This window comes from Polyangiaceae bacterium (genome assembly GCA_020633235.1).
In the GTDB taxonomy this organism is placed as follows: Bacteria; Myxococcota_A; Polyangia; order Polyangiales; family Polyangiaceae; genus JACKEA01.
Genome location: JACKEA010000002.1, coordinates 679523 through 698984, shown reverse-complemented (window position 1 = coordinate 698984; position 19462 = coordinate 679523). Strand labels below are relative to the sequence as shown.

Annotated in this window: 17 protein-coding genes; 10 read left to right on the top strand and 7 right to left on the bottom strand. The window is 68.3% G+C overall.

Annotation, left to right across the window (positions count from 1 at the left end):
• Position 1 precedes the first annotated feature (1 nt).
• A complete protein-coding gene (locus H6717_13585) occupies positions 2-325 on the bottom strand; it encodes a hypothetical protein (GenBank protein MCB9578050.1) in 324 nt (107 codons plus the stop codon).
• A gap of 154 nt (positions 326-479) precedes the next feature.
• On the opposite strand from H6717_13585, the gene H6717_13580 reads away from it, so the two are divergent.
• From H6717_13580 to H6717_13550, 7 genes are all read left to right on the top strand, one after another.
• A complete protein-coding gene (locus tag H6717_13580) occupies positions 480-1334 on the top strand; it encodes a GAF domain-containing protein (protein ID MCB9578049.1) in 855 nt (284 codons plus the stop codon).
• A gap of 3 nt (positions 1335-1337) precedes the next feature.
• Positions 1338-1715, top strand: coding sequence for a response regulator (locus tag H6717_13575; protein ID MCB9578048.1), 378 nt, complete (start codon positions 1338-1340; stop codon positions 1713-1715).
• Complete coding sequence (locus H6717_13570) at positions 1712-2320, top strand: phosphoribosylanthranilate isomerase (GenBank protein MCB9578047.1); 609 nt, start codon at positions 1712-1714, stop codon at positions 2318-2320. Before H6717_13575 ends, H6717_13570 begins: the two co-directional genes overlap by 4 nt.
• Positions 2317-2805: a hypothetical protein gene (locus tag H6717_13565; GenBank protein MCB9578046.1), complete on the top strand. Its 489-nt coding sequence runs from the start codon at positions 2317-2319 to the stop codon at positions 2803-2805. Before H6717_13570 ends, H6717_13565 begins: the two co-directional genes overlap by 4 nt.
• A gap of 41 nt (positions 2806-2846) precedes the next feature.
• Positions 2847-4067, top strand: a complete 1221-nt coding sequence (gene trpB, locus H6717_13560; GenBank protein MCB9578045.1) for a tryptophan synthase subunit beta — start codon at positions 2847-2849, stop codon at positions 4065-4067.
• The gene (locus H6717_13555) at positions 4064-4864 is read left to right on the top strand and encodes a tryptophan synthase subunit alpha (protein ID MCB9578044.1); all 801 of its coding nucleotides are present in this window, start codon (positions 4064-4066) and stop codon (positions 4862-4864) included. Before trpB ends, H6717_13555 begins: the two co-directional genes overlap by 4 nt.
• 199 nt (positions 4865-5063) lie before the next feature.
• A complete protein-coding gene (locus H6717_13550) occupies positions 5064-5957 on the top strand; it encodes an MBL fold metallo-hydrolase (protein ID MCB9578043.1) in 894 nt (297 codons plus the stop codon).
• 384 nt (positions 5958-6341) lie between these two features.
• Here H6717_13550 and H6717_13545 read toward each other — a convergent pair whose 3' ends face one another.
• The 3 genes from H6717_13545 to H6717_13535 all read right to left on the bottom strand — a co-directional run bounded on the left by H6717_13545 (position 6342) and on the right by H6717_13535 (position 11247).
• On the bottom strand, positions 6342-8840 hold the full coding sequence (locus H6717_13545) for a sodium-translocating pyrophosphatase (protein MCB9578042.1): 2499 nt from the start codon (positions 8838-8840) through the stop codon (positions 6342-6344).
• A 206-nt stretch (positions 8841-9046) separates the two neighbouring features.
• A complete protein-coding gene (locus H6717_13540; protein ID MCB9578041.1) occupies positions 9047-10195 on the bottom strand; it encodes a hypothetical protein in 1149 nt (382 codons plus the stop codon).
• A complete protein-coding gene (locus H6717_13535) occupies positions 10192-11247 on the bottom strand; it encodes a hypothetical protein (protein ID MCB9578040.1) in 1056 nt (351 codons plus the stop codon). Before H6717_13535 ends, H6717_13540 begins: the two co-directional genes overlap by 4 nt.
• A gap of 66 nt (positions 11248-11313) precedes the next feature.
• On the opposite strand from H6717_13535, the gene H6717_13530 reads away from it, so the two are divergent.
• On the top strand, positions 11314-13491 hold the full coding sequence (locus tag H6717_13530) for a response regulator (protein MCB9578039.1): 2178 nt from the start codon (positions 11314-11316) through the stop codon (positions 13489-13491).
• On the opposite strand, the gene H6717_13525 is transcribed toward H6717_13530, so the two are convergent.
• Positions 13466-14098, bottom strand: a complete 633-nt coding sequence (locus H6717_13525; GenBank protein ID MCB9578038.1) for a metallophosphoesterase family protein — start codon at positions 14096-14098, stop codon at positions 13466-13468. The two genes, H6717_13530 and H6717_13525, sit on opposite strands and share 26 nt — an antisense overlap.
• A gap of 62 nt (positions 14099-14160) precedes the next feature.
• On the opposite strand from H6717_13525, the gene glnE reads away from it, so the two are divergent.
• Entirely contained in the window at positions 14161-17043 is a 2883-nt protein-coding gene (gene glnE, locus H6717_13520) for a bifunctional [glutamate--ammonia ligase]-adenylyl-L-tyrosine phosphorylase/[glutamate--ammonia-ligase] adenylyltransferase (protein ID MCB9578037.1), read from the top strand.
• Positions 17044-17088: 45 nt separating this feature from the next.
• Here glnE and H6717_13515 read toward each other — a convergent pair whose 3' ends face one another.
• Together H6717_13515 and hemB are read right to left on the bottom strand one after the other, a co-directional pair.
• Positions 17089-17655: a hypothetical protein gene (locus tag H6717_13515; protein MCB9578036.1), complete on the bottom strand. Its 567-nt coding sequence runs from the start codon at positions 17653-17655 to the stop codon at positions 17089-17091.
• Positions 17656-17769: 114 nt separating this feature from the next.
• Entirely contained in the window at positions 17770-18780 is a 1011-nt protein-coding gene (gene hemB, locus H6717_13510) for a porphobilinogen synthase (protein MCB9578035.1), read from the bottom strand.
• 38 nt (positions 18781-18818) lie between these two features.
• Between hemB and H6717_13505 the strand changes: the two genes are divergently transcribed.
• Positions 18819-19433, top strand: coding sequence for an NfeD family protein (locus H6717_13505; GenBank protein MCB9578034.1), 615 nt, complete (start codon positions 18819-18821; stop codon positions 19431-19433).
• Positions 19434-19462: the final 29 nt, after the last annotated feature.

The following is a 19462-nucleotide window of genomic DNA, read 5'->3' as shown; positions in this document are numbered from 1 at the left end:
CTCAGCTGTCGTCTTCTGAATCCGTCGGCGGCGGCGGATGCGAGTGCGACACGGAGGACTGCCGGCTCTGATAGGCGGAGTTGGACGCCTCTTGGTACAGCTCCTTCGCGCGCGGAGCATTGGCGTCGGTGCGCATGATCTGAATCAGCCGCTGCATCGCCGCGCCGGGAGACAGGGATCCGTCGTACATCGACAGCTTGATGCGCAGCACCTTGAGGGCGTTGCCCTGCTCGGTGGCCTGGCTCAGCTTCGAGCGCGCGCCCTCGAGGTCGCCGGCCTCCAGAAGCTCGTCGATGGCATCCAAGTCGGCGGAATCGTCGGTCACGGCCTTCGAGGGTAGCAAGAACGCCCCCAAAGCGGCCGGAATCCTTGCGAAGGGGCCGGAAAATGTCTTCCCGGCCGTCGGGCCGTCCCTCACCCGTGCGGGGGCCCGGCGGAGCGTGATACCGTGCTCCCTCTGGACCGCCAGCGAGAGTGGAATGTCGGACGAGGATCGAGGTCGACGAACCGGGCGTAGCGATGCGCCGCCCCAGGATCTCAAGAAGGAACGCGATCAGTTCCTCAGGACATTCACCAAGGGTGCGCGGCTCACGGAAGAGTCCATCGCGGAGTTCGAGCGCATGCAGGGGCGGCTATCGGAGTTGGAGTCGGAGAACGCCGAGCTCAGGGCCAAGGTGCAGGCGGACTCCGCCATTCGGGAGCTGCTCGACAAGATCGCCGAGCTGGAGCGGGACAAGAGCGACCTGCTCAACCGCACCCAGAAGGCGGAAGCGGTCTCCAACGAATTTTCCACCCGCTTTCACGAGATCGAGGGGGAGTTCGCGAACCTCGCCAACCTGTTCGTCGCCAGCAATCAGCTCCACGCGAGCTTGTCCCCCCGCGGCGTCACGCGGCGCATCAAAGAGGTCTTGGCGCAGCTGGTGGGCGCGGAACGCTACTGCATCTACCTCGCGGATCGAGACCGCCAAGAGCTGGTCCCGGTCGCCTTCGAAGGCGTTCGCGGCGAGGAGCTGAGCCCGAGCCCCGTGGACAATGGGCCGGTCGGCACCGTCTTCCAGAGCGGGGAAGCCTCCGTGGAGGAAGATTCGGACCCGAGCAAGGGCTCGCTTCTGCGTCCGGCGGCCATCGTTCCCCTCTCCGTGGACGACCAAGTCGTCGGGGTGATTGCGATTTTTTCCACGCTGTCGCAAAAGACTCGCTTTGACACCATCGACTTCGAGCTCTTCAAGCTCTTGGGCCAGCACGCCGCCTCGGCGCTGGTCAGTGCCAGCCTGTTCGTTCAGGCGGAACGAAAAATGCCCGGGCTGGAAGCCTTCCTCGATCTCAGCGTTTGACCCATGGCCGAATACTCCTGCTTGATAGTCGAAGACTCGCCGATGATGCGGCAGCTCTTGGTCTTCGCCCTGGCCCGCGTGAAGAACCTGCGCGTGACCGAGGCGGACGACGGCGTGGATGGTCTGCGCAAGCTCGCCTCCGCTCGCTACGACATCATCGTCACCGACATCAACATGCCCATCATGGATGGGTTGAAGCTCGTCAAGCGCGTGCGCAGCGATCCGGTGCACAAGGACACTCCCATCGTCATCATCACGACGGAGGGCTCGCAGGAAGATCGCCAGCGTGCCCTGCAGCTCGGGGCGAACGCCTACATCACCAAGCCGATCCAGGCTCCGCAGGTCATCGCCACCGTCAAAGAGCTGCTCAAGATCGAGTGACCTGGGTCAAGATCTGCGGCGTCACGTCGGTGGAGGATGCCGTCCTCGCGCGGGATCTGGGAGCTGATGCCATCGGTTTGAATTTTGTTGTCGGGTCGCCGCGGAAGCTCGCGGAAGAGGACGCGCGGCGCATCGTCGGCGCCGTGGGCACGTCGCTCGAAATCGTCGGCGTGGTGGCGGACATGACCGACGCTGGCGCGCTGCGGCAGCGCGTCGGTTTCGCCACCCTGCAGCTCCACGGCGGCGAGGCGGAAAGCGCGGTCGCGGCGCTGCTCCCCGGCGCCTACAAGGCCGTGCGCGTCGGAGGCGCCGCGGACGTGGAGCAGGCGCGACGCATGCCGGGGGACCGCGTGTTGGTGGACGCGCGGGTGGCCGGAGTGCTCGGGGGCAGCGGCGTTCGTCTCGAGCTCGCGTTGGTGCGCGAGCTGTGCCGTGAGCGTTCGGTGATCGTCGCCGGCGGGCTCACGCCGGAGAACGTCGCCGAGGTGATCGCGGAAGTTTCTCCCTGGGGCGTGGACGTGGCCAGCGGCGTGGAGAGCGCGCCCGGGAAGAAGGACGCAGCGCGGGTCGCGGCGTTCGTGCGCGCCAGCAAGGGGGCGGCGTGAAGCGCGCGCTGCTCGCGGGCGCCGTCGTGGTGGCGGCGTGCTCCTCGGCGAGCATTCGCGGTGGCAGCGCCCAGGGCGCGCGCCGCGAGCTGTCGGGAACGACGCTAGCGCGCTATCAGGAGCGCGAGTGCGTGGACAGCAGCCGCGCCCCGGTGGCGCGAAGCGCCACGGTGGTGCTCACGAAACAGAAGGACGGGCGCCTGCTCTTGGCCGAGACGGCCCCGGCGCGAGACACCGTCGTTGCCGAGCAGCATTTTTCCGAAGGCGGCGAGGACGTGTACCAGGTGGTGCTGGAGCCGAGCAGCGGTTCCGCCGTGCTGTCGGACTTTCGCATCCCGCAGGACCGAGCACGAGAGGGGCGTATGACCCTGAGCGAGCGCTGGTCGGAGCGCGAGCTGCCGGACGGCGGCTTTCGTGCCACGGCCACCGGCGCCGCCGTGAGCTGCCGCTTGGTTCCGGAAGGCGCTGACGGCGGCGCACCCTGACCTTGCGCGCACCGGGCTCGCGCACGAGACTGTCCCTTCCCATGACTCAGAGCACTGCGCCCGAGCCGTTCCGCGCCGGCTACTTCGGAGAGTTCGGCGGCCGCTTCGTCGCGGAGACGCTGGTGGTCGCCCTCGCCGAGCTGGAGCGAGCGCTGGAGGACATCGTGCTCGCGGAGCCATTCCAGAGCGAGTGGCGGGACATGCTCCGGAGCTACGTCGGGCGCCCGACCCCCGTGACGCGCGCCGAGCGCTTGCGCCGAGCGCTGGATCCGAAGGGCGACACCATCGCTGCGCTGTGGCTCAAGCGCGAGGACCTGTGTCACACCGGCGCGCACAAGATCAACAACGCCCTGGGTCAGGTGCTGCTCGCCAAGAAGCTCGGCAAGACGCGAATCATCGCCGAGACGGGCGCAGGGCAGCATGGCGTGGCGACGGCAACGGCGGCCGCGGTGCTCGACATTCCCTGCGAGGTGTACATGGGCGCGGTGGACGTGGAGCGGCAAGCGCCCAACGTCGCCCGCATGCAGCTCTTGGGGGCCAAGGTCACTCCCGTGCACAGCGGGTCCCGCACGCTGAAGGACGCAATGAACGAAGCCCTGCGCGATTGGGTCACGAACGTGAGCACCACGCACTACTGCGTGGGCTCCGCCGCGGGCCCGCACCCGTACCCCACGCTGGTGGCGGAGCTCCAGCGCGTGATCGGTGACGAAGCCAAGGCGCAGCTCCACGATCACACCGGCGCGCTGCCGGATGCCGTGGTCGCCTGCGTGGGCGGCGGCTCCAACGCCATCGGCATGTTCCGCGCGTTCATGCCGGAGCCCGTGGCGCTGTGGGGCGTGGAAGCCGCGGGAGAGGGCGTGAGCACGGGCAAGCACGCGGCCACGCTCACCGCCGGGCGCGTCGGCGTGCTGCACGGCTCCCGCACCTTGGTGCTGTCCGACGACGACGGTCAGATCTTGGAAGCGCACTCCGTAAGCGCCGGCCTCGACTACCCCGGCGTCGGCCCGGAGCACGCCGCGCTGGCGCGCTCCGGTCGGGCCAGCTACCTGGCGGCGACGGACGAAGAAGCGCTCGACGCCGTGGTGCGGGTGGCGCGCCAAGAAGGCATTTTGATCGCGCTGGAGACGGCCCATGCCTTTGCGCGGCTCTCGGACATCGCCCAGCGGGAACGCGAGCGTCTCGGTCGCCCCGTCACCCTCGCGGTGTGCCTCTCGGGCCGGGGTGACAAGGACCTTTCCACCCTCCTCGAGCGACGGTCATGACGGCGGAGCGCCTTCGGCACTGCTTCTCGACGCGGGCGGGCAAGACCCGCCTGGTCGTGTATCTCACCATCGGGGATCCTTCCGTGGAGGACTCCCTGGCTTGCGCTCGCGCCGCGCTGGAAGCGGGCGCGGACGTGCTCGAGCTCGGCGTGCCGTTCTCGGATCCCACGGCGGACGGGCCGGTGATCGCCGCGGCCAGTCACCGCGCCATCGAGCACGGCGGCTCCTTGCGCCGCGCCCTGGACGTGGCCCGCGGCCTGCGCCAGCAGAGCGCCGCGCCGCTGGTGCTGTTCAGCTACTTGAATCCGATCGTGGCTTTCGGCGAGGAAGAGCTGCCCGCCGCTGCCGCCGCTGCCGGCGTGGACGGCCTGCTGGTGGTGGATCTGCCGCCGGAAGAAGGCGCGCTGCTTCGTGGTGCCGCGCGCGCTGCGGAGCTCGCGATGATCCCCCTCGTGGCTCCGACCACGTCCCCCGAGCGGCTGCCGCTGGTGGTGGATGGCGCCGACGGCTTCGTCTACTACGTGTCCCTCACCGGCGTAACGGGCTCCGCCAAGGCGCCCCTCAGCGAAGCCGCGAAGGTCGCCGCGAAGCTCGAGCGCGACATCGGCGTGCCCGTGGCCGTCGGCTTCGGCATCGACTCGCCGGAGCGCGCCCGCGCCGTCGCCGACGCCGGCGTCAGCGGCGTGGTGGTGGGCACCGCCGTGGTGCGCGCCATCGCCGGCGCCAAAGACACCGCGGGTCGCGTGGCTGCCGTCCGCGAGCTGGTGGCCGCCCTGCGCTCCGGCCTCGACAGCTGATTGTTGGTTCGGCGCGAGCCCCGTCCCGGACGCCCCCGCGGGCAACCAGATGAAACGTAATTTTCGCGCGGGTGAAACATGAAACGTCCATCTTCGCGCGGCGGCACCCTGAAAAGTCCCTGCAAATCTTAGGGCGCGCGTTGGCCCGACACTTGCTCACCTTCTCTTGCTCGGCGGGTCCGAGCGCATGGAGGAAACGATGCAGATCAAGGGCTTTTTCGATGACCGCACGTACACCGTCACTTTCGTGGTGTGGGACGAGAGCAGTCGGGACGCAGTGGTGATCGATCCGGTGCTCGACTACGACCCGGTGGGCTCCTTCACGTTCACCGAGAGCGTGAACCAGGTGAGCGACTTCGTGCGCGACGAGAAGCTCCGCTTGCGCTGGGTGCTCGAGACGCACGCCCACGCCGACCACTTGTCAGCGTCGCAGCTCCTCAAGAAGCGCTTCGAGGCGCCCGTCGCCATCGGCGAGAACATCAAGACGGTACAGAAGACCTTCAAGGGCTTGTTCGGCCTCGACGACGGCTTCGCCACGGACGGCAGCCAGTTCGATCGACTGCTTTCCGACGGCGAGACGCTGGAAGCCGGAACGCTCCGGGTCGAGGTGATCGCCACGCCCGGGCACACGCCGGCGTGCGTCACCTTCAAGATCGGTGACGCCATCTTCACCGGCGATCTGTTGTTCATGGACGACTACGGCACCGGCCGTTGCGACTTCCCGGCGGGCAGCGCCGAGGCGATGTACGACTCGATGCAGAAGATCTACGCCCTGCCGGACGCGACGCGGGTGTTCGTCGGCCACGACTACATGCCCGGCGGCCGAGAGCCGGCGTGGGAGAGCACCGTCGCCAAGGAAAAGGAGCGAAACCCGCAGCTTTCCGCCAAGACGACGCGGGAGCAGTTCATCCAGATGCGCACCGCGCGGGACGCGACCCTCGCCGCCCCCAAGCTCCTGTTTCAGTCCGTCCAGGTGAACATCGACGCGGGCCACTTGCCGCCTCCCGCGGAGAACGGCCACCGCTACTTCCGCTTGCCGCTGAACCTGTTGCGCCCCGCGAACGAGCTCGGAGAGCCGATCGAAAAGCGCTGAGCGTCAGTCCCCACGCCTTCACGCCTTCACGCCTTCGGTCGCCGCGCGCTCTTCCCGTCCCCTCACGGAGCGCGCGGCGACTTCTTTTTGTGAAGCGGGGACGCACGCGGATGCGAGTGCGAAAGCACGGTGGGCCGCGGCGAGAAGGTGGCCGGCACACGAAAGATGGCTCGTGGCGTATTTTCGGGGAGGGCGACGAGCGTTTACGAGCCGCGCTTTGGTGGAGGGTGGTTCCGCGGCGGACCGACAACAAAAGAAGAAGGGCCAGTCTCTCGGGGAGGAGAGACTGGCCCGGTTTCACTGCGGCCACGCCGACGCCCTGTGCGCGGCGCGGGCGGGAGGCTCACTCTGCGGGAGTGGGCTCCGCCTTGGCCGGGGTGGGGCTCACTCTGCGGGAGTGGGCTCCGCCTTGGCGGGGGTGGACGCCTCGGGGGTTTGGCCCGAGTGGATGCGCATGCCGTAGAAGGAGCGCCACACGAAGAACAGCGTGATGGCGAAGAAGATCGCGGCGAGGACCGCGCTGGTCTCCCGCGACAGCGTGATGGCGAGCTCCACGGCGAGCAGGCCGAACAGCGTGGTGAACTTGATGATGGGGTTCATGGCCACGCTGCTGGTGTCCTTGAAAGGATCGCCGACGGTGTCGCCCACGACGGTGGCGTCGTGCAGGGCGGAGCCCTTCTCCTTGAGATCGACCTCGACCACCTTCTTGGCGTTGTCCCAGGCGCCGCCGGCGTTGGCCAGGAACAAGGCCTGGAACAAGCCGAACAGGGCGATCGAGATCAGGTAGCCGATGAAGAAGAACGGCTCGGCGCAGGCGTAGGCCAGGGTGCCGAAGAACACCGCGAAGAAGATGTTGATCATCCCCTTCTGGGCGTACTGCGTGCAGATGCCGACGACCTTCTTGCTGTCGGTGATGCTGGCCTTGACCACGCCGTCGAGCTTGATGTTCTTCTTGATGAACTCCACCGCGCGGTAGGAGCCGGTGGTCACCGCCTGGGTGGAGGCGCCGGTGAACCAGAAGATCATCGCGCCGCCGGCCACCAGCCCGAGCAGGAAGGGCGGGTGGAGCAGGGAGAGCTTCTCCTGATTTTCCTTCAGACCGTTGGTGAGCACCACGATGATGCTGAAGATCATGGTGGTGGCGCCCACCACGGCGGTGCCGATGAGCACCGGCTTGGCGGTGGCCTTGAAGGTGTTGCCCGCGCCGTCGTTCTCCTCGAGCAGGTGCTTGGCGCGCTCGAAGTCGACGTCGAGCTTGTAGTCCTTCTTCAGCTCTTCCTCGATGCCCTCGATGCTCTCGATGGTGGACAGCTCGAAGACGCTCTGGGCGTTGTCGGTGACGGGGCCGTAGGAGTCCACGGCGATGGTCACGGGGCCCATGCCCAGGAAGCCGAAGGCGACCAGACCGAAGGCGAACACGGCGGGAGCGAGCATGATGTCGCCCAGGCCCATGCTGCTGACGTAGTAGGACGCGCCCATCAGCACGAGCACGATCACGCCCATCCAGAAGGCGCTGAAGTTGCCGGCGGTGAGGCCCGACAGGATGTTGAGGCTGGCGCCGCCCTCCTTGGAGGAGGTGACGACCTCGTCCACGTGGCGGGACTCGGTGGAGGTGAACACCTTGATCAGCTCCGGAATGACCGCGCCGGCCAGGGTGCCGCAGCTGATGATGATGCTGAGCTTCCACCACAGCGTGCCGTCGCCCAGGGTCTGGATCAGCAGGTAGCTGACCAGCACCGTGAGGCCGATGCTGATGAAGGACGTGAGCCACACCAGCTGGGTGAGGGGCTTCTCGAAGTTGAAGGACTTGGCATCGCCCAGGGTGGCCTTTTGGTACGCCTCGTTGAGCAGGTACGAGACGCCGCTCGCTACCACCATCATGATGCGCATGGCGAAGATCCAGACCAGGAGCTGCACCTGCACCAGCTCCACGGGGACCGCGAGCAGGATGAAGGTGATGAGCGCCACACCGGTCACGCCGTAGGTCTCGAAGCCGTCGGCGGAGGGGCCCACGCTGTCGCCGGCGTTGTCGCCGGTGCAGTCGGCGATCACGCCGGGGTTACGGGCGTCGTCTTCCTTGATCTTGAAGACGATCTTCATCAAATCGGAGCCAATATCGGCGATCTTGGTGAAGATGCCGCCGGCGATGCGCAGGGCGGAGGCGCCCAAGGACTCGCCGATGGCGAAGCCGATGAAGCAGGGGCCCGCGTAGTCCCGCGGGATGAACAGCAAGATGCCCAGCATCATGATCAGCTCCACGCTGATCAGCAGCATTCCGATGCTCATGCCCGCCTTCAGCGGGATCGCGTACACGCTGAAGGGCTTGCCTTCCAGGCTCGCGAAGGCCGTGCGGGAGTTGGCGTAGGTGTTGATGCGGATGCCGTACCAGGCCACGCCGTAGCTGCCGGCGATGCCGATCAAGCTGAAGCCCAGGATGACCATCACCTTGAGCGGCTCGAAGTGCTGCAAGAACCCGAAGTACACCAGGATGATCGAGCCGATGAAGATCTCGAGCATCAGGATGAACTTGCCCTGGGTGATCAGGTAGGTTTTGCAGGTCTCCCAGATCAGGTCGCTGATCTCCTTCATGGACTTGTGAGCGGGCAGGTCGCGGATCTGGCGCAGGGTGACGACGCCGAACACCAAGCCGAGAGCGGTGACGAGCAGGCCCCAGCTGAGGAGGCTCTTGCCGGTCATGCCCAGCATGTGAACGCTGTCGAGGTCGGGCAGCACCAGGTTGGCCTCACCGCCGCCGTGATGGCCCGACTCGCCTTCGCTGGCCCACGCGCTCGCGCTGAACAGGAGCGTCGCGAGCAGCGCCGCGAGGGTGGTCAAGTGGATCGTGGCTTTGTCGATGAAGCCACGGACGGACGAAACTGACATGGGATTACCTCCGCTTTCGCGGAGGCGAGCTTCCACGCCGTCGATGAGGGAGCGTCGCACGGCATGTGCGGCCCTCGGCCTCACCGTTTCGGGGCGCTTGGCCTCGCCTCGTCATTCCGGGAACCCGCGGGTCCCGGCTGGCGGCGCGGCTCTACCAGAACTGCCCACAGGCGCCAACGCCTAAGGGTAGGTGAGTGTAGGTGCAGTTAGCAGGACTTGCGGCGCCGCAGGGCCAATAGTCCGAAAATACTCAGGAACCAAAGGCTCGAAGGGGCGTGCCGGGAGCCAGCGACGCGGCAGCTGCAGCCGCTGGCGTCGTCCGAGACCACCTTGGTCTTCTGACCGCTGCTGCCGCCGCCGGTGGAAGGGCCGGCGTCGATCGTCGCGCCGCCCCCGGTCGAGGGACCGGCATCCGGCGGCGCGCCGCCGGTACCGACGGAGCCCGCGGCGCCGCCCGTTCCGGCGTCCGGCACGGTGGTGCCACCGAAGCAGTTGGAGGTGTGCACCGGACGGGTGTTGGCGCAGTCCGTGGGCGAGGCGCAGTGGGGCTCGCTCAGGTTTGGAGGCGCGCCGGAGCCGCCTACCTCGGCGACGTCCGGGTAGGCGAGGGGCACGCTCTCCCAGTACGAGCCGGTCGGGTACTCCACGCGACCGAACACCTTCTCTTGATAGGGCGCGGCTCCGCCCACCTGCGGGTTGTACACGCCGCGGCTGGAGCTGTACTTCGGGTTGCTCGGGTTGTTGGTGTAGGCGAGACCGTTGTACGCCCACACGGCGGTGTACCAATCCTCCACGATGGTGGGCTGGTTGTCCCCGACGCATTTGGTGGCGCGCCACTTGCTGGCCAGGATGCTGGCGCCGGTCGCAAGGTTGTAGGTGGCTTCCCCGGCGACGCGCTGCTGGTCGAAGCTCGGGTTCTCTCCCGCGTGCATGCCGCTGGTGACCTGACCCACGCCGTAGCCGCAGTCGAAGGAGATGATGGTGCGCGAGGCTCCGCCGACCTGATCCGACGGCGTGTCCGGAACGCAGAACTGCGTCCAGCCGCTCTCCGCCATGGCGATGGCCTTCAGGAGCTCGCAGGCGAACTTGGCCGGCACGTCGTGCAGCGGCTCGGGGTTGCCACAGCCTTGGCCGATGTCCGCCACCGCCGGACCCTGGTTCTGCCACACCGTGGGCCCCTGGGCGACGAGATCGAAGATCCCCTGCCACTCCGTGACGCTGGGGTTGGTGCCGTTCTTCGCCTCGATGCCGCAGTTGTGCGTGTTGTTCGAGCTCGAGGCCGTGTAGCAGGGGCAGTACGCGGCTGCGCTGCTCGATCCGAGCAGGATCGCCGCGCTGATGAGCCAGCGCCTCACGGCAGCACCCCCGCGACGTCGATGCGCACGCCCCGCGGCGCTGCCAACGGCTGGACCGCACCGGTCTTCAGCTCCACGGCGAAGGGCGTGGAAAAGTCGCTGGGCACGTGGTGCTCGAGCACGGCCCATTCATCGGTTGCCGCGCGGAGCTCGTCGAAGCCGGGCCCGAGCGGTCGGCTGAGGGCCGAGTTGCCACCGACCACGGTTGCGCCGCGGCCGTCGTTGAGCAGCACACCGCCGCCGGGGAACGCGTGGGGTGTAGCCCACATGCCGCCGACCCGCACCAGCTCGCTGGCCGTGCCTCCGGCGAGCGGCACCGCCTGCACCACCCAGCCCTGGGCGTCGCGGTTGGTGAACACCACGCGGGCTCCGTCCGCGTCCACGGAGAAGTCACGAGCGAAGGCGGGCATCTCCGCGAGCAGCGGGCGCAGGGTGCCGGTGTCGATGCGTACGGCGACCAGATCCGCGTGCTGCCAGGCGACGCGATAGAGCAGCACCTCTTTGCCCGTGACGCCGGCGATGTGGGTGGCGTAGCCGGAGAACGCGTGCACGGTGCGAGCCGCGCCGGTTTCCGGCGCGATCTCGTCGACCGTGAGGGAGTCCGTGCGCAGCTGGCCGTCCGTCTCCGGACCCGCCTCCCCGCGTTCGACGAGAACCGTGCCTTCCGCCGTGACCCACGGCCGTGCCGCATGCACCACACCGCTCACCAGCTTGGCCGCCGGTGCGCCGGGCCGCAGCCGGTAGAGCCACGCGCCGAAGGACGGATCGCGCCGCCGCTCCGCGTCCGCCACGACCACCACGCCGTCGCCCAACAGCGCGCCGCGCACGGTGCCGTCGGCCACGTGCGGCACGTGGCCGACCGGCGCGCTCGGCGTGCTTGCGCCGATGGGCTGGAGTCGAAGCTCCGTCTCCGTGGCGCCAGGGCGCGTGGAGAGCAGAGCCACCTTTGGGCCCACGACTGCGGCTTGACTCACGGCCTGCGGAGCTTCCTCCGCGCGGTCGTCCCCGCAAGCGCCGACCACCAACGCGATGAACAATAGCGCGCGCCGCACGACAGCGATTCTAGCCGAAGGCCGCGTGGCTTGCATCGGCCTCGACGCACCGAGACACTGGACGCGGTGAGCGACGTCTCGTGTCGAGCTTTCGTCTTCTTCGAAGACTGCGCCAAGGCCGGGTTATTGGACCTGGACGAGCTGATCGCGCGTTCGCCCATCCCGCGCCACGTGCTCGAAAACCGACGTGCCCGAGTGCCGTGGAACGACTGGGCGGAGCTGTGCGACATCTCCGGCGAGCTGCTGGGGGGCCCGGCGGGGCTCGAACGCGCAGGGCGACAGGTCGCCAACGTTCGGTTGCTCGATCAAGTCCGCAGGGTGGCCTCCTTCGTGGTGGACCCCCGAGGGGTGCTCCACGTGGCGGTTCGTTGGTTCGGCCCCAGCACCTATCGCATCATCGAGCTCGACATCGAGGACCTGGGTCCACACCAGGTGCGCATCACCGTGGACATTCCCGAGCCCTACCGTGAGTGCGCGTCCATTCTGTGGATGGCGGTGGGGGCCTTCTCCGCGATGCCGGAACAGCTGGGGCTGCCACCGGCGGAAGTGCGCGCCGCGATCACCCCTCGCAGAGGTGTCTTCGACGTGACGCTGCCGGCGCGGCGGAGCTGGACGGCCAGCCTCCGCCGCCTGCTGGGCGTGGTGCGCGGCTCGCGCGACGTGATCGAGGAGCTGTCGCGCCAGGAAGCAGAGCTCGGCGAACGCGAACGGCAGCTGGTGGAGACCGCCTTTGCGGCGCGCCACGCCGAGGACGAGCTCCGCCGCAGCGAACGCATGAACCGCGCTCTGCTCGACGCCTTCCCGGATCTCGTGGTCCACCTGGAGCGGGATGGCACGGTGATCGACGCCCGCGGGCCCGGGGCAGAGATGATGTTGGCCTATCGCGGCCGCCGCACCGTCGAGATGCTGGACGATCATCCCGACCTGCCTCGGGACGTGGTGGAGGGCGGTCTGGTTCATCTGGGCAGAGCGCTGGAGTCCGGTGAAGTGCAGCACTTCGAGTACTCGGCGGAGCTCGGCGGCGATATGCGTCGTCACGAGACGCGGGTCATCCCCTTGGGCAAGGACGAAGTGCTGGTCATCACTCGCGACGTGACGGACCGTGCTCAGGCCGAGCGCGAGCGGGCCATGACGGAACGCTTGGTGAGCATCGGCACGCTGGCCGCCGGAGTGGCCCACGAGATCAATAACCCCCTGACGTACGTGCTCGGGAACCTGGATCTGGCGCTCCTGCGCCTGTCGCGCGACGGGAGCACCATCGACTCGATCAAGGAGCTGCTGCAAAACGCCAAGCACGGGGCCGAGCGGGTGAGCCGGCTGGTGACCGACATGAAGGCGTTCTCACGGGCCACCGCGGCGGAGGTAGGCCCCGTGAACGTTGCGGACAGCGTGGAGTCGTCCCTGCGCATGGCCATGCACGAGATCCGGCACCGCGCCGACGTGGAGCGCCACCTGGACCCCGTTCCCCCGGTGATGGCGGACGAGGGACGTTTGGCTCAGGTGTTCATCAACCTGCTGGTGAACGCGGCCCATGCCATGCCCAAGGATCGCCGTGGTCTGATCGCGGTGAAGACGAGATTGGACGAGGCCGGCAACGTCGTGGTGGTCGTGGAAGACGACGGCGTCGGCATTTCGAGCCACGACCGCGAGCGGATCTTCGACCCGTTCTTCACCACCAAGCACGGGGAGGGAACCGGGTTGGGCTTGGCCATTTGTCATCGCGTGGTTCGCGAGCTGGGCGGAACGCTGGAGGTGGAGAGCACCCTGGGCGCCGGCTCGACCTTCAGCGTGACCCTGCCCGCGGCGCCCCTGCGGGCGACCACGAGCATTCCGCCCAGAGCCGCCCCCGCGGCAGGCCCGGCCGCGCGGGTGCTGGTCATCGACGACGAGCCCGCCGTCGCTCGCGTTCTGTCTCTGCTGCTATCTGAGCGACACCAGGTGGACACCGTCCACAGTGTGGACGCCGCCCTTTCTCGAATTGGCGACGGCGAGCAGTACGACGTGTACCTGTGCGATCTGATGCTCCCCGACAAGGACGGTCGCCACTTCCACGAGGCCGTGCGCCACACCTGGCCGGGTCATGAGGCGCGCGTCGTGTTCGTCACGGGAGGCGCGCTCCAGCCCGAGCTCGTCGAGTTCCTCGACGGCGTGGACAACGTGTGCCTCGACAAGCCCGTCGCTCCGGAGCGCCTGGAGCAGGCGGTGCGCGAAGCAGCTCTCACAGCTCGGCGACGACTTCCTTGATGGCGGTGCCGAGGGGGGTGCTCTCGACGATCACCCCGTGGGCGTAGCCGCCCCCCGGCGCCTCGCCGACGCTGCCCACGCCCACCACGCGAATGTGATCGATCTGACGCTGGAACGGGATGTGGCTGCCGCCGCAGATCACGATGTCCGCAGGATCGTCTCCAATCAGAGCGCCGATCTCCTCGTCCGTCATGTCCGGCGTGAACGACTCCGTCGCGTCCGCCGGGGAGCCGTGCACGACCACCATTTCCGTGCCGTTTTCCAGGGGCAAGCGCGCGATGGTGGGCATCTTGTTCAGCCGCGCCACGATCAGCTCGCCGAGCTCCACGTGGATTTGCCGCAGCCGTTCCAGGCGCTGGCGCTCCGCCGCGTTGGTGGCCGAGAGCTTGTCGGGATTGAGGCGAGCCAGCGCGCGATCCCCGATGCCCTGCACGCACAAGGCGCGGTGCTCCACCAGGAGCTTCCAGGTCTCCAGCGGGGCGGGGCCGGGAAAAAGGTGATCGCCGCAGGCGACGAGCTGGTCCCAGCCGTGGGCGTCCGCCTCGCGCATCACCGCCCGGAGGGCGTCGGCGTGGCCGTGGATGTCGGAGACGCACAGGAACCGCATGCCGGTGTCGTAGCCGAAGGTCGCGGCCACGCCAACCGGATCCGCTACACTGCGAAACGCCGATGCCCTCCGCCGACGATCCGCTGTCCTTGGCGCGCGCCATCGACCCCGAGCGGGCCGAAACACTGCTGAAAGATTTCGGTTCGCGGCGCCTCGCGCTGCTGCTCTCCACGGCGTATCCGGCGCTCACGCCGGTGCACGATTGGCAGCTCGCGGCCCTCGGGCGCATCGAGGACGAGGGCTGGCGAGCGCAGCGTCAGCGCGCGGACTCCATGGCGCGGCTCCTGGCCGCCGTGGGCGACCTCTCGGAAGAGGAAGCCGTTCAGCGGAACCTGCGCCGTGAGGTGTGGGCCGAGAAGGTGCGCATCGCGCTTCGAGAGCTGTGGCCGCCGGGCCTCGGTGGCGCGGACATCGAGGTCACCGCCCGGGAGCTGTCCGAGTTGGCGGAGACCGCCTTCGAGGTGGCCCTCGCCGAGGCCACGCACCACTACACCCAGCGCTACGGGCGGCCCCTGCGCGCCGACGGCGAGCCCAGCTCGCTGGTGGTGTTGGGCATGGGCAAGCTCGGCGGCTGGGAGCTCAACGCCGGCTCCGACGTGGACGTCATCTTCGTGTACGACACTGACGAGTGCAGCGGCGAGGTCGACAGCCACGACTTCTGGACCCGCGTCGTGCGGCGCGCGGTGAGCACGCTCGAGAATCCCACGGCTGATGGCATGGTCTGGCGCGTGGACTTGCGCTTGCGTCCGGAGGGCTCGCGGGGCGCTCTGGTGAATTCCGTCGCCGCCACGGAGCGCTACTACGAGACCTGGGGGCGGCTCTGGGAGCGCGCGGCGCTGCTGCGCGCGCGTCCCATCGCCGGAGATGCCGCCTTGGGGGCGACCTTCGAGCGCGAGGTGATCACGCCCTTCGTGTATCGCCGCAAGGTGGATCCCAGCGTCGCTACCGCCCTCGCCGAGCTGGTGGTGCGCTCGCGGGTGGAGCTATCGAGCGATCCAGCGCGGGACTTGAAGCTGGGCTTGGGCGGCATTCGCGAGGCGGAGTTCTTCGTTCAATCGCTGCAGCTGATCTGGGGCGGGCGGGAGCCGAGCCTGCGAGTGCCGAGCTTCTTCGGGGCCCTCGAGCGCTTGCGAAGCCGTGGGCTGGTCACGGACCTCGAAGCCCGCGGCATCGTGGAGGCGTACCTGCTCTTGCGCCGCGCCGAGCACCGGGTGCAGTGGATGACCGGGGTGCAGACGCACCTCTTGCCAGACACCGAGGGCGAGCGCCGCCGGCTGGCACGCTCCCTCGGTTTCGAGGACGTGGCCGCCTTCGAGCTGGAGCTCGCCTCCAAGCGGACGGTCGTGGCGGAGCTGTTCGCGTCTCTGTTGCCCGAGGCGCCCCATCCGCCGCCGCGCTATCAGGCGCTCATCGCTCTGTTGGACGAGCCGAGCGACGCGCTGTTCGAAAAATCCGAGCGCCTGTTCGGTAGTAGCGAGATCGGCGAGCATCTCGCATCCCTGGCGCGGCGCCCCGACGGCCTTTTGGGTGAGCTGTCGCGGGAACGGCATCCCGAGCTCGCGGACCAGGTGCTCGACGCCATCGCCCAGTCCGCGGATCCGGATCTCGCCGCGCGAACCCTGCGCTCGTTCTTCGGACGCTTTCTGGCGCCGGGACCCTACGTGTCCGCCGTGGCGAACGACGTGCTCGCTCTGCGCCGTCTCGTCACCGTGCTCGGGGCCAGTGTGTTCGTGGGCGAGGCCGTCGTGAGCCGTCCGGATCTGGCCGACGTGATCTTGTTCGGCGGAGGCGCGCCACCCGACGCTGCAGAGGTCGTGAGCACCGAGCTCAGCGAGGCTTGCCGCGGCGCACCGCCAGACGAAGACGAGTACGATCGCAAGGATCGCATCGTGCGCGGTCTGCGGCGAGCCAAGCGTCGGGTCACGGTGGAGGTCGCCGTGGCAGATCTCGCGGGAACCATCGAGATCCGCGACGCCACTCGCCTGCTGAGCGATCTCGCGGACGCCACGCTGGAGCGCGCCGTGGCGCTCGAGCTCGGTGCCGAGCCCAAGGGCCTGGCGGTGATCGCCGTCGGCAAGCTGGGCGGTCGTGACATCGGCTACGGATCGGATCTCGACGTGCTCTTCATTTACGACGGAGACCACGCGCCGGCCGGCAAGGATCCGCAGGAGTACTACGTGCGCTCGGCGCAGCGGGCCATCCGCTTGATCACGGGACCGCATCCCGATGGCGCGGGCTACGAGCTCGACACACGCCTGCGACCCAGCGGTAGCCACGGCATGTTGGTCACCTCACTGGCGTCCTTCGCGCGGTACCACTCGGTCTCCGACGAGGTCGACGCCTCGCGTCCGGCGGTGCAGTCCTCCGGCGCCGCCTGGGAGCGTCAAGCGTTGATCCGCGCGCGCGCCTGCGCCGGAGATCCGGAGCTCGGCGCCCGCGTGATCGCTCTCGCCGAAAAGGCCGCCTACGAGGCCGGCCCGCCTCCCGTCGCCGAAATGCATCGCTTGCGCCAGCGCATGGAAGACGAGCTCGCCGTGGAGCGCGACGGCCGCTTCGACCTCAAGCTGGGCCACGGCGGTCTGCTCGACATCGAGTTCGCGGTGCAGTGGCTGCAGATGGCCCACGGTCGCGATCCGCGGGTGCGCACGCCGGACACTCTGGAAGCGCTGGAAGCGCTGTTTGCCGCGGGCTACCTGCCGCGCCCCGAGTTCGAGGTCATGCGCGAGAGCTACGCGTTCCTGCGTCGCCTCGAGCAGCGCATGCACGTGTTGCATGGCACCAGCGCCACGGTGCTGGACGCCCACCGCCGCGGCCTCGGACAGCTCGCGCGCCGCATGGGCATCGCGGACAGCGCCCACCGCAACGCCCGCGAAGCGTTGCTCGAACGCTACCAGGACGTGACCCGCGCAGTGCGCGGCGCCTACAAGTCCGTCCTGGGCTTGTGACGGTTTCTATGTTGGTCCGGCGCGAATCCCGTCGCTGCGCCCGCGCTATTCCTTGATCTGCGCCAGCGCGACGTGAACTGGGCGGTCCTTCGACGCGGGCCAGTTGATGAACAAGCTGGCGCGGTTTCCGTCGCGGTGGATGCGCATCTTCATGGTGCGCCCCTTCTTCAGCCGGAACACGAAGTCCGCCATCGTGCCGAGCCGGATCGACTCGTAGTAATCGGCGCTCGAACGCGGCAGGCCGTCCTTGTCGGAGATGCTCTTGACGTCGCCCTCGCAGTGCACCTTCACCCACTCGCGCACGATCTTCATGAAGCAATCTTGGGCCTGCGAGTTGGCGCCCTGGGTGTTGACCGTGGCCGCCGCGCTCCACTCCGCGACGGTGGGCGGGTTCGAGCGGCCGGTCGGGATCTCCGGGATGCCATGCTCGTCCACGTCGGGCTTCTCCACCGGCGCGGCGGTGGCGGTCTCGGCGACGGTGGGGCTCGGCGTCGGCGCGGGAGCCGCGACCGGGGTGGTCGTGGCGGCTGGCGCCGGTGCCTTGTTCTCCTTGCACGCCAACAGCGCAATCGCCACCGAAGCTACACCCAATGTCGCCGTCTTGATGTTCATCGAGCCTCATCCGGTACATAGGAGCCGGACGTGACGCAAGAGGCCGGCGTCAGTGCGACGCACCGTGTGTTCGCCGCGCGACGGGGCTCGCGCCGGACCAACAAAGGAATGCGGTCAGCGGAGGAGCTTGGCGGCTTCCACGGCGCCGTAGGTGAAGATCACGTCGGCGCCGGCGCGGCGCAGGCAAGTAAGGCTCTCGAGCAGGCACTTGTCGAAGTCGAGCCAGCCCTTTTCGGCGGCGGCCTTGAGCATCGCGTACTCGCCGCTCACGTGATACGTCGCCACCGGCAGGGCGGTGTTGTCGCGCACGAAGCGAATCACGTCCGCGTAGGGCAGCCCCGGCTTGACCATCAGCCAGTCCGCGCCCTCGGCTTCGTCCAGGCGGATCTCTCGCAGCGCCTCGCGCACGTTCGCGGGATCCATCTGATACGTTTTCTTGTCGCCGCTCTTGGGCGCCGAGTCGAGGGCGTCGCGGAAGGGGCCGTAGAACGCCGAGGCGTACTTCACCGAGTAGCTGCAGATGCCGACGTCGGTGTAGCCGGCTTCGTCCAGAGCGCGGCGGATGGCGCCGACCCTGCCGTCCATCATGTCGCTGGGGGCCACGATGTCCGCGCCGGCGGCGGCCTGGGCCACGGCCATCTTGGCCAGGATCGGCACCGTGATGTCGTTGTCGATGCGGCCGTCGATCACCACGCCGTCGTGGCCGTCGCTGGAATACGGATCCAGCGCCACGTCCGGGATCACGAGCAGCTCCGGGACGTCCTTCTTGAGCGCGCGAATCGTGCGCTGCAGCAGGCCTTCGGGATTTTCGCTCTCCTTGCCGCGAGAATCTTTCAAGTCGTCCGCCAGCGCCGGAAACAGGGCGACGCCGGCCACGCCCAGCTCGTAGGCCTGGGCGGCCTTTTCCACCAAGCGGCGAATGCCGAGGCGCGAGTGGCCAGGCATGCTTTTGATCGGCGTTTCGCCGTCCCCCTCGTGCACGAACATGGGCAGCACCAGGTGCGCGGCGGACAGCTCGGTTTCACGCACCAACCCGCGGGTGGCGGCTCGGGCGCGGTTTCGTCGGGGTCGGATCAGCACGCTCCGTCTATACCACCGTCCACGGCGGGCCGGCAGCTGACGCATTTCATAGCCAAACCGGAGGTCTGGCCTAGAATGCGCTCGTGGGGATCCTCTACCTCGCTGCGCTGATTGTCGGTGTTGGCACCATCGCCATGCAGCTGCTCTTCTCCGGCCACGGAGATGCGGACGCCGACGCGCACTTGGACGTGGACGCGGACGGCGACATCGACGCGGACATCGACGCCGACGTGGACGCGGACCATGGCCACGTGGGCCACGGCGACGGCGGATTCTTGCCGATTTTCCTGTCGCTGCGGTTCTGGACCTTCGCCTTCCTGGCGTTCGGCATGGTGGGCACGTTGCTGCACTACTTCCGTATGACGACGAGCCCCGTCACCATTGGCTTGGCGGTGGCCATGGGGCTGGTTTCGGGTCTCGCGGCTTCGCTGACGTTTCGTCTGCTTTCCCGTGCGGAGATGAGCTCTGGCGGGAGCACGACGGACGCCGTTGGAAGTGTGGGCAAGGTGCTCGTTCCCGTGAGCCGTCGTGCCCACGGCAAGGTGCGCATCGAGCTCAAGGGGCAGACCGTGGACCTGCTCGCGACGACCGACGAGGACGACCTCGAAGCCGGCGACATGGTCCTGGTCGAAGAGGTCGATTCCGGCACCGCGCGCGTGGGGCGGCCCCCGCCCGAGCTCCTGCCGCCCAAACGCTGACTTTTGGTATCGCGCGCGGAGGGGGTGAC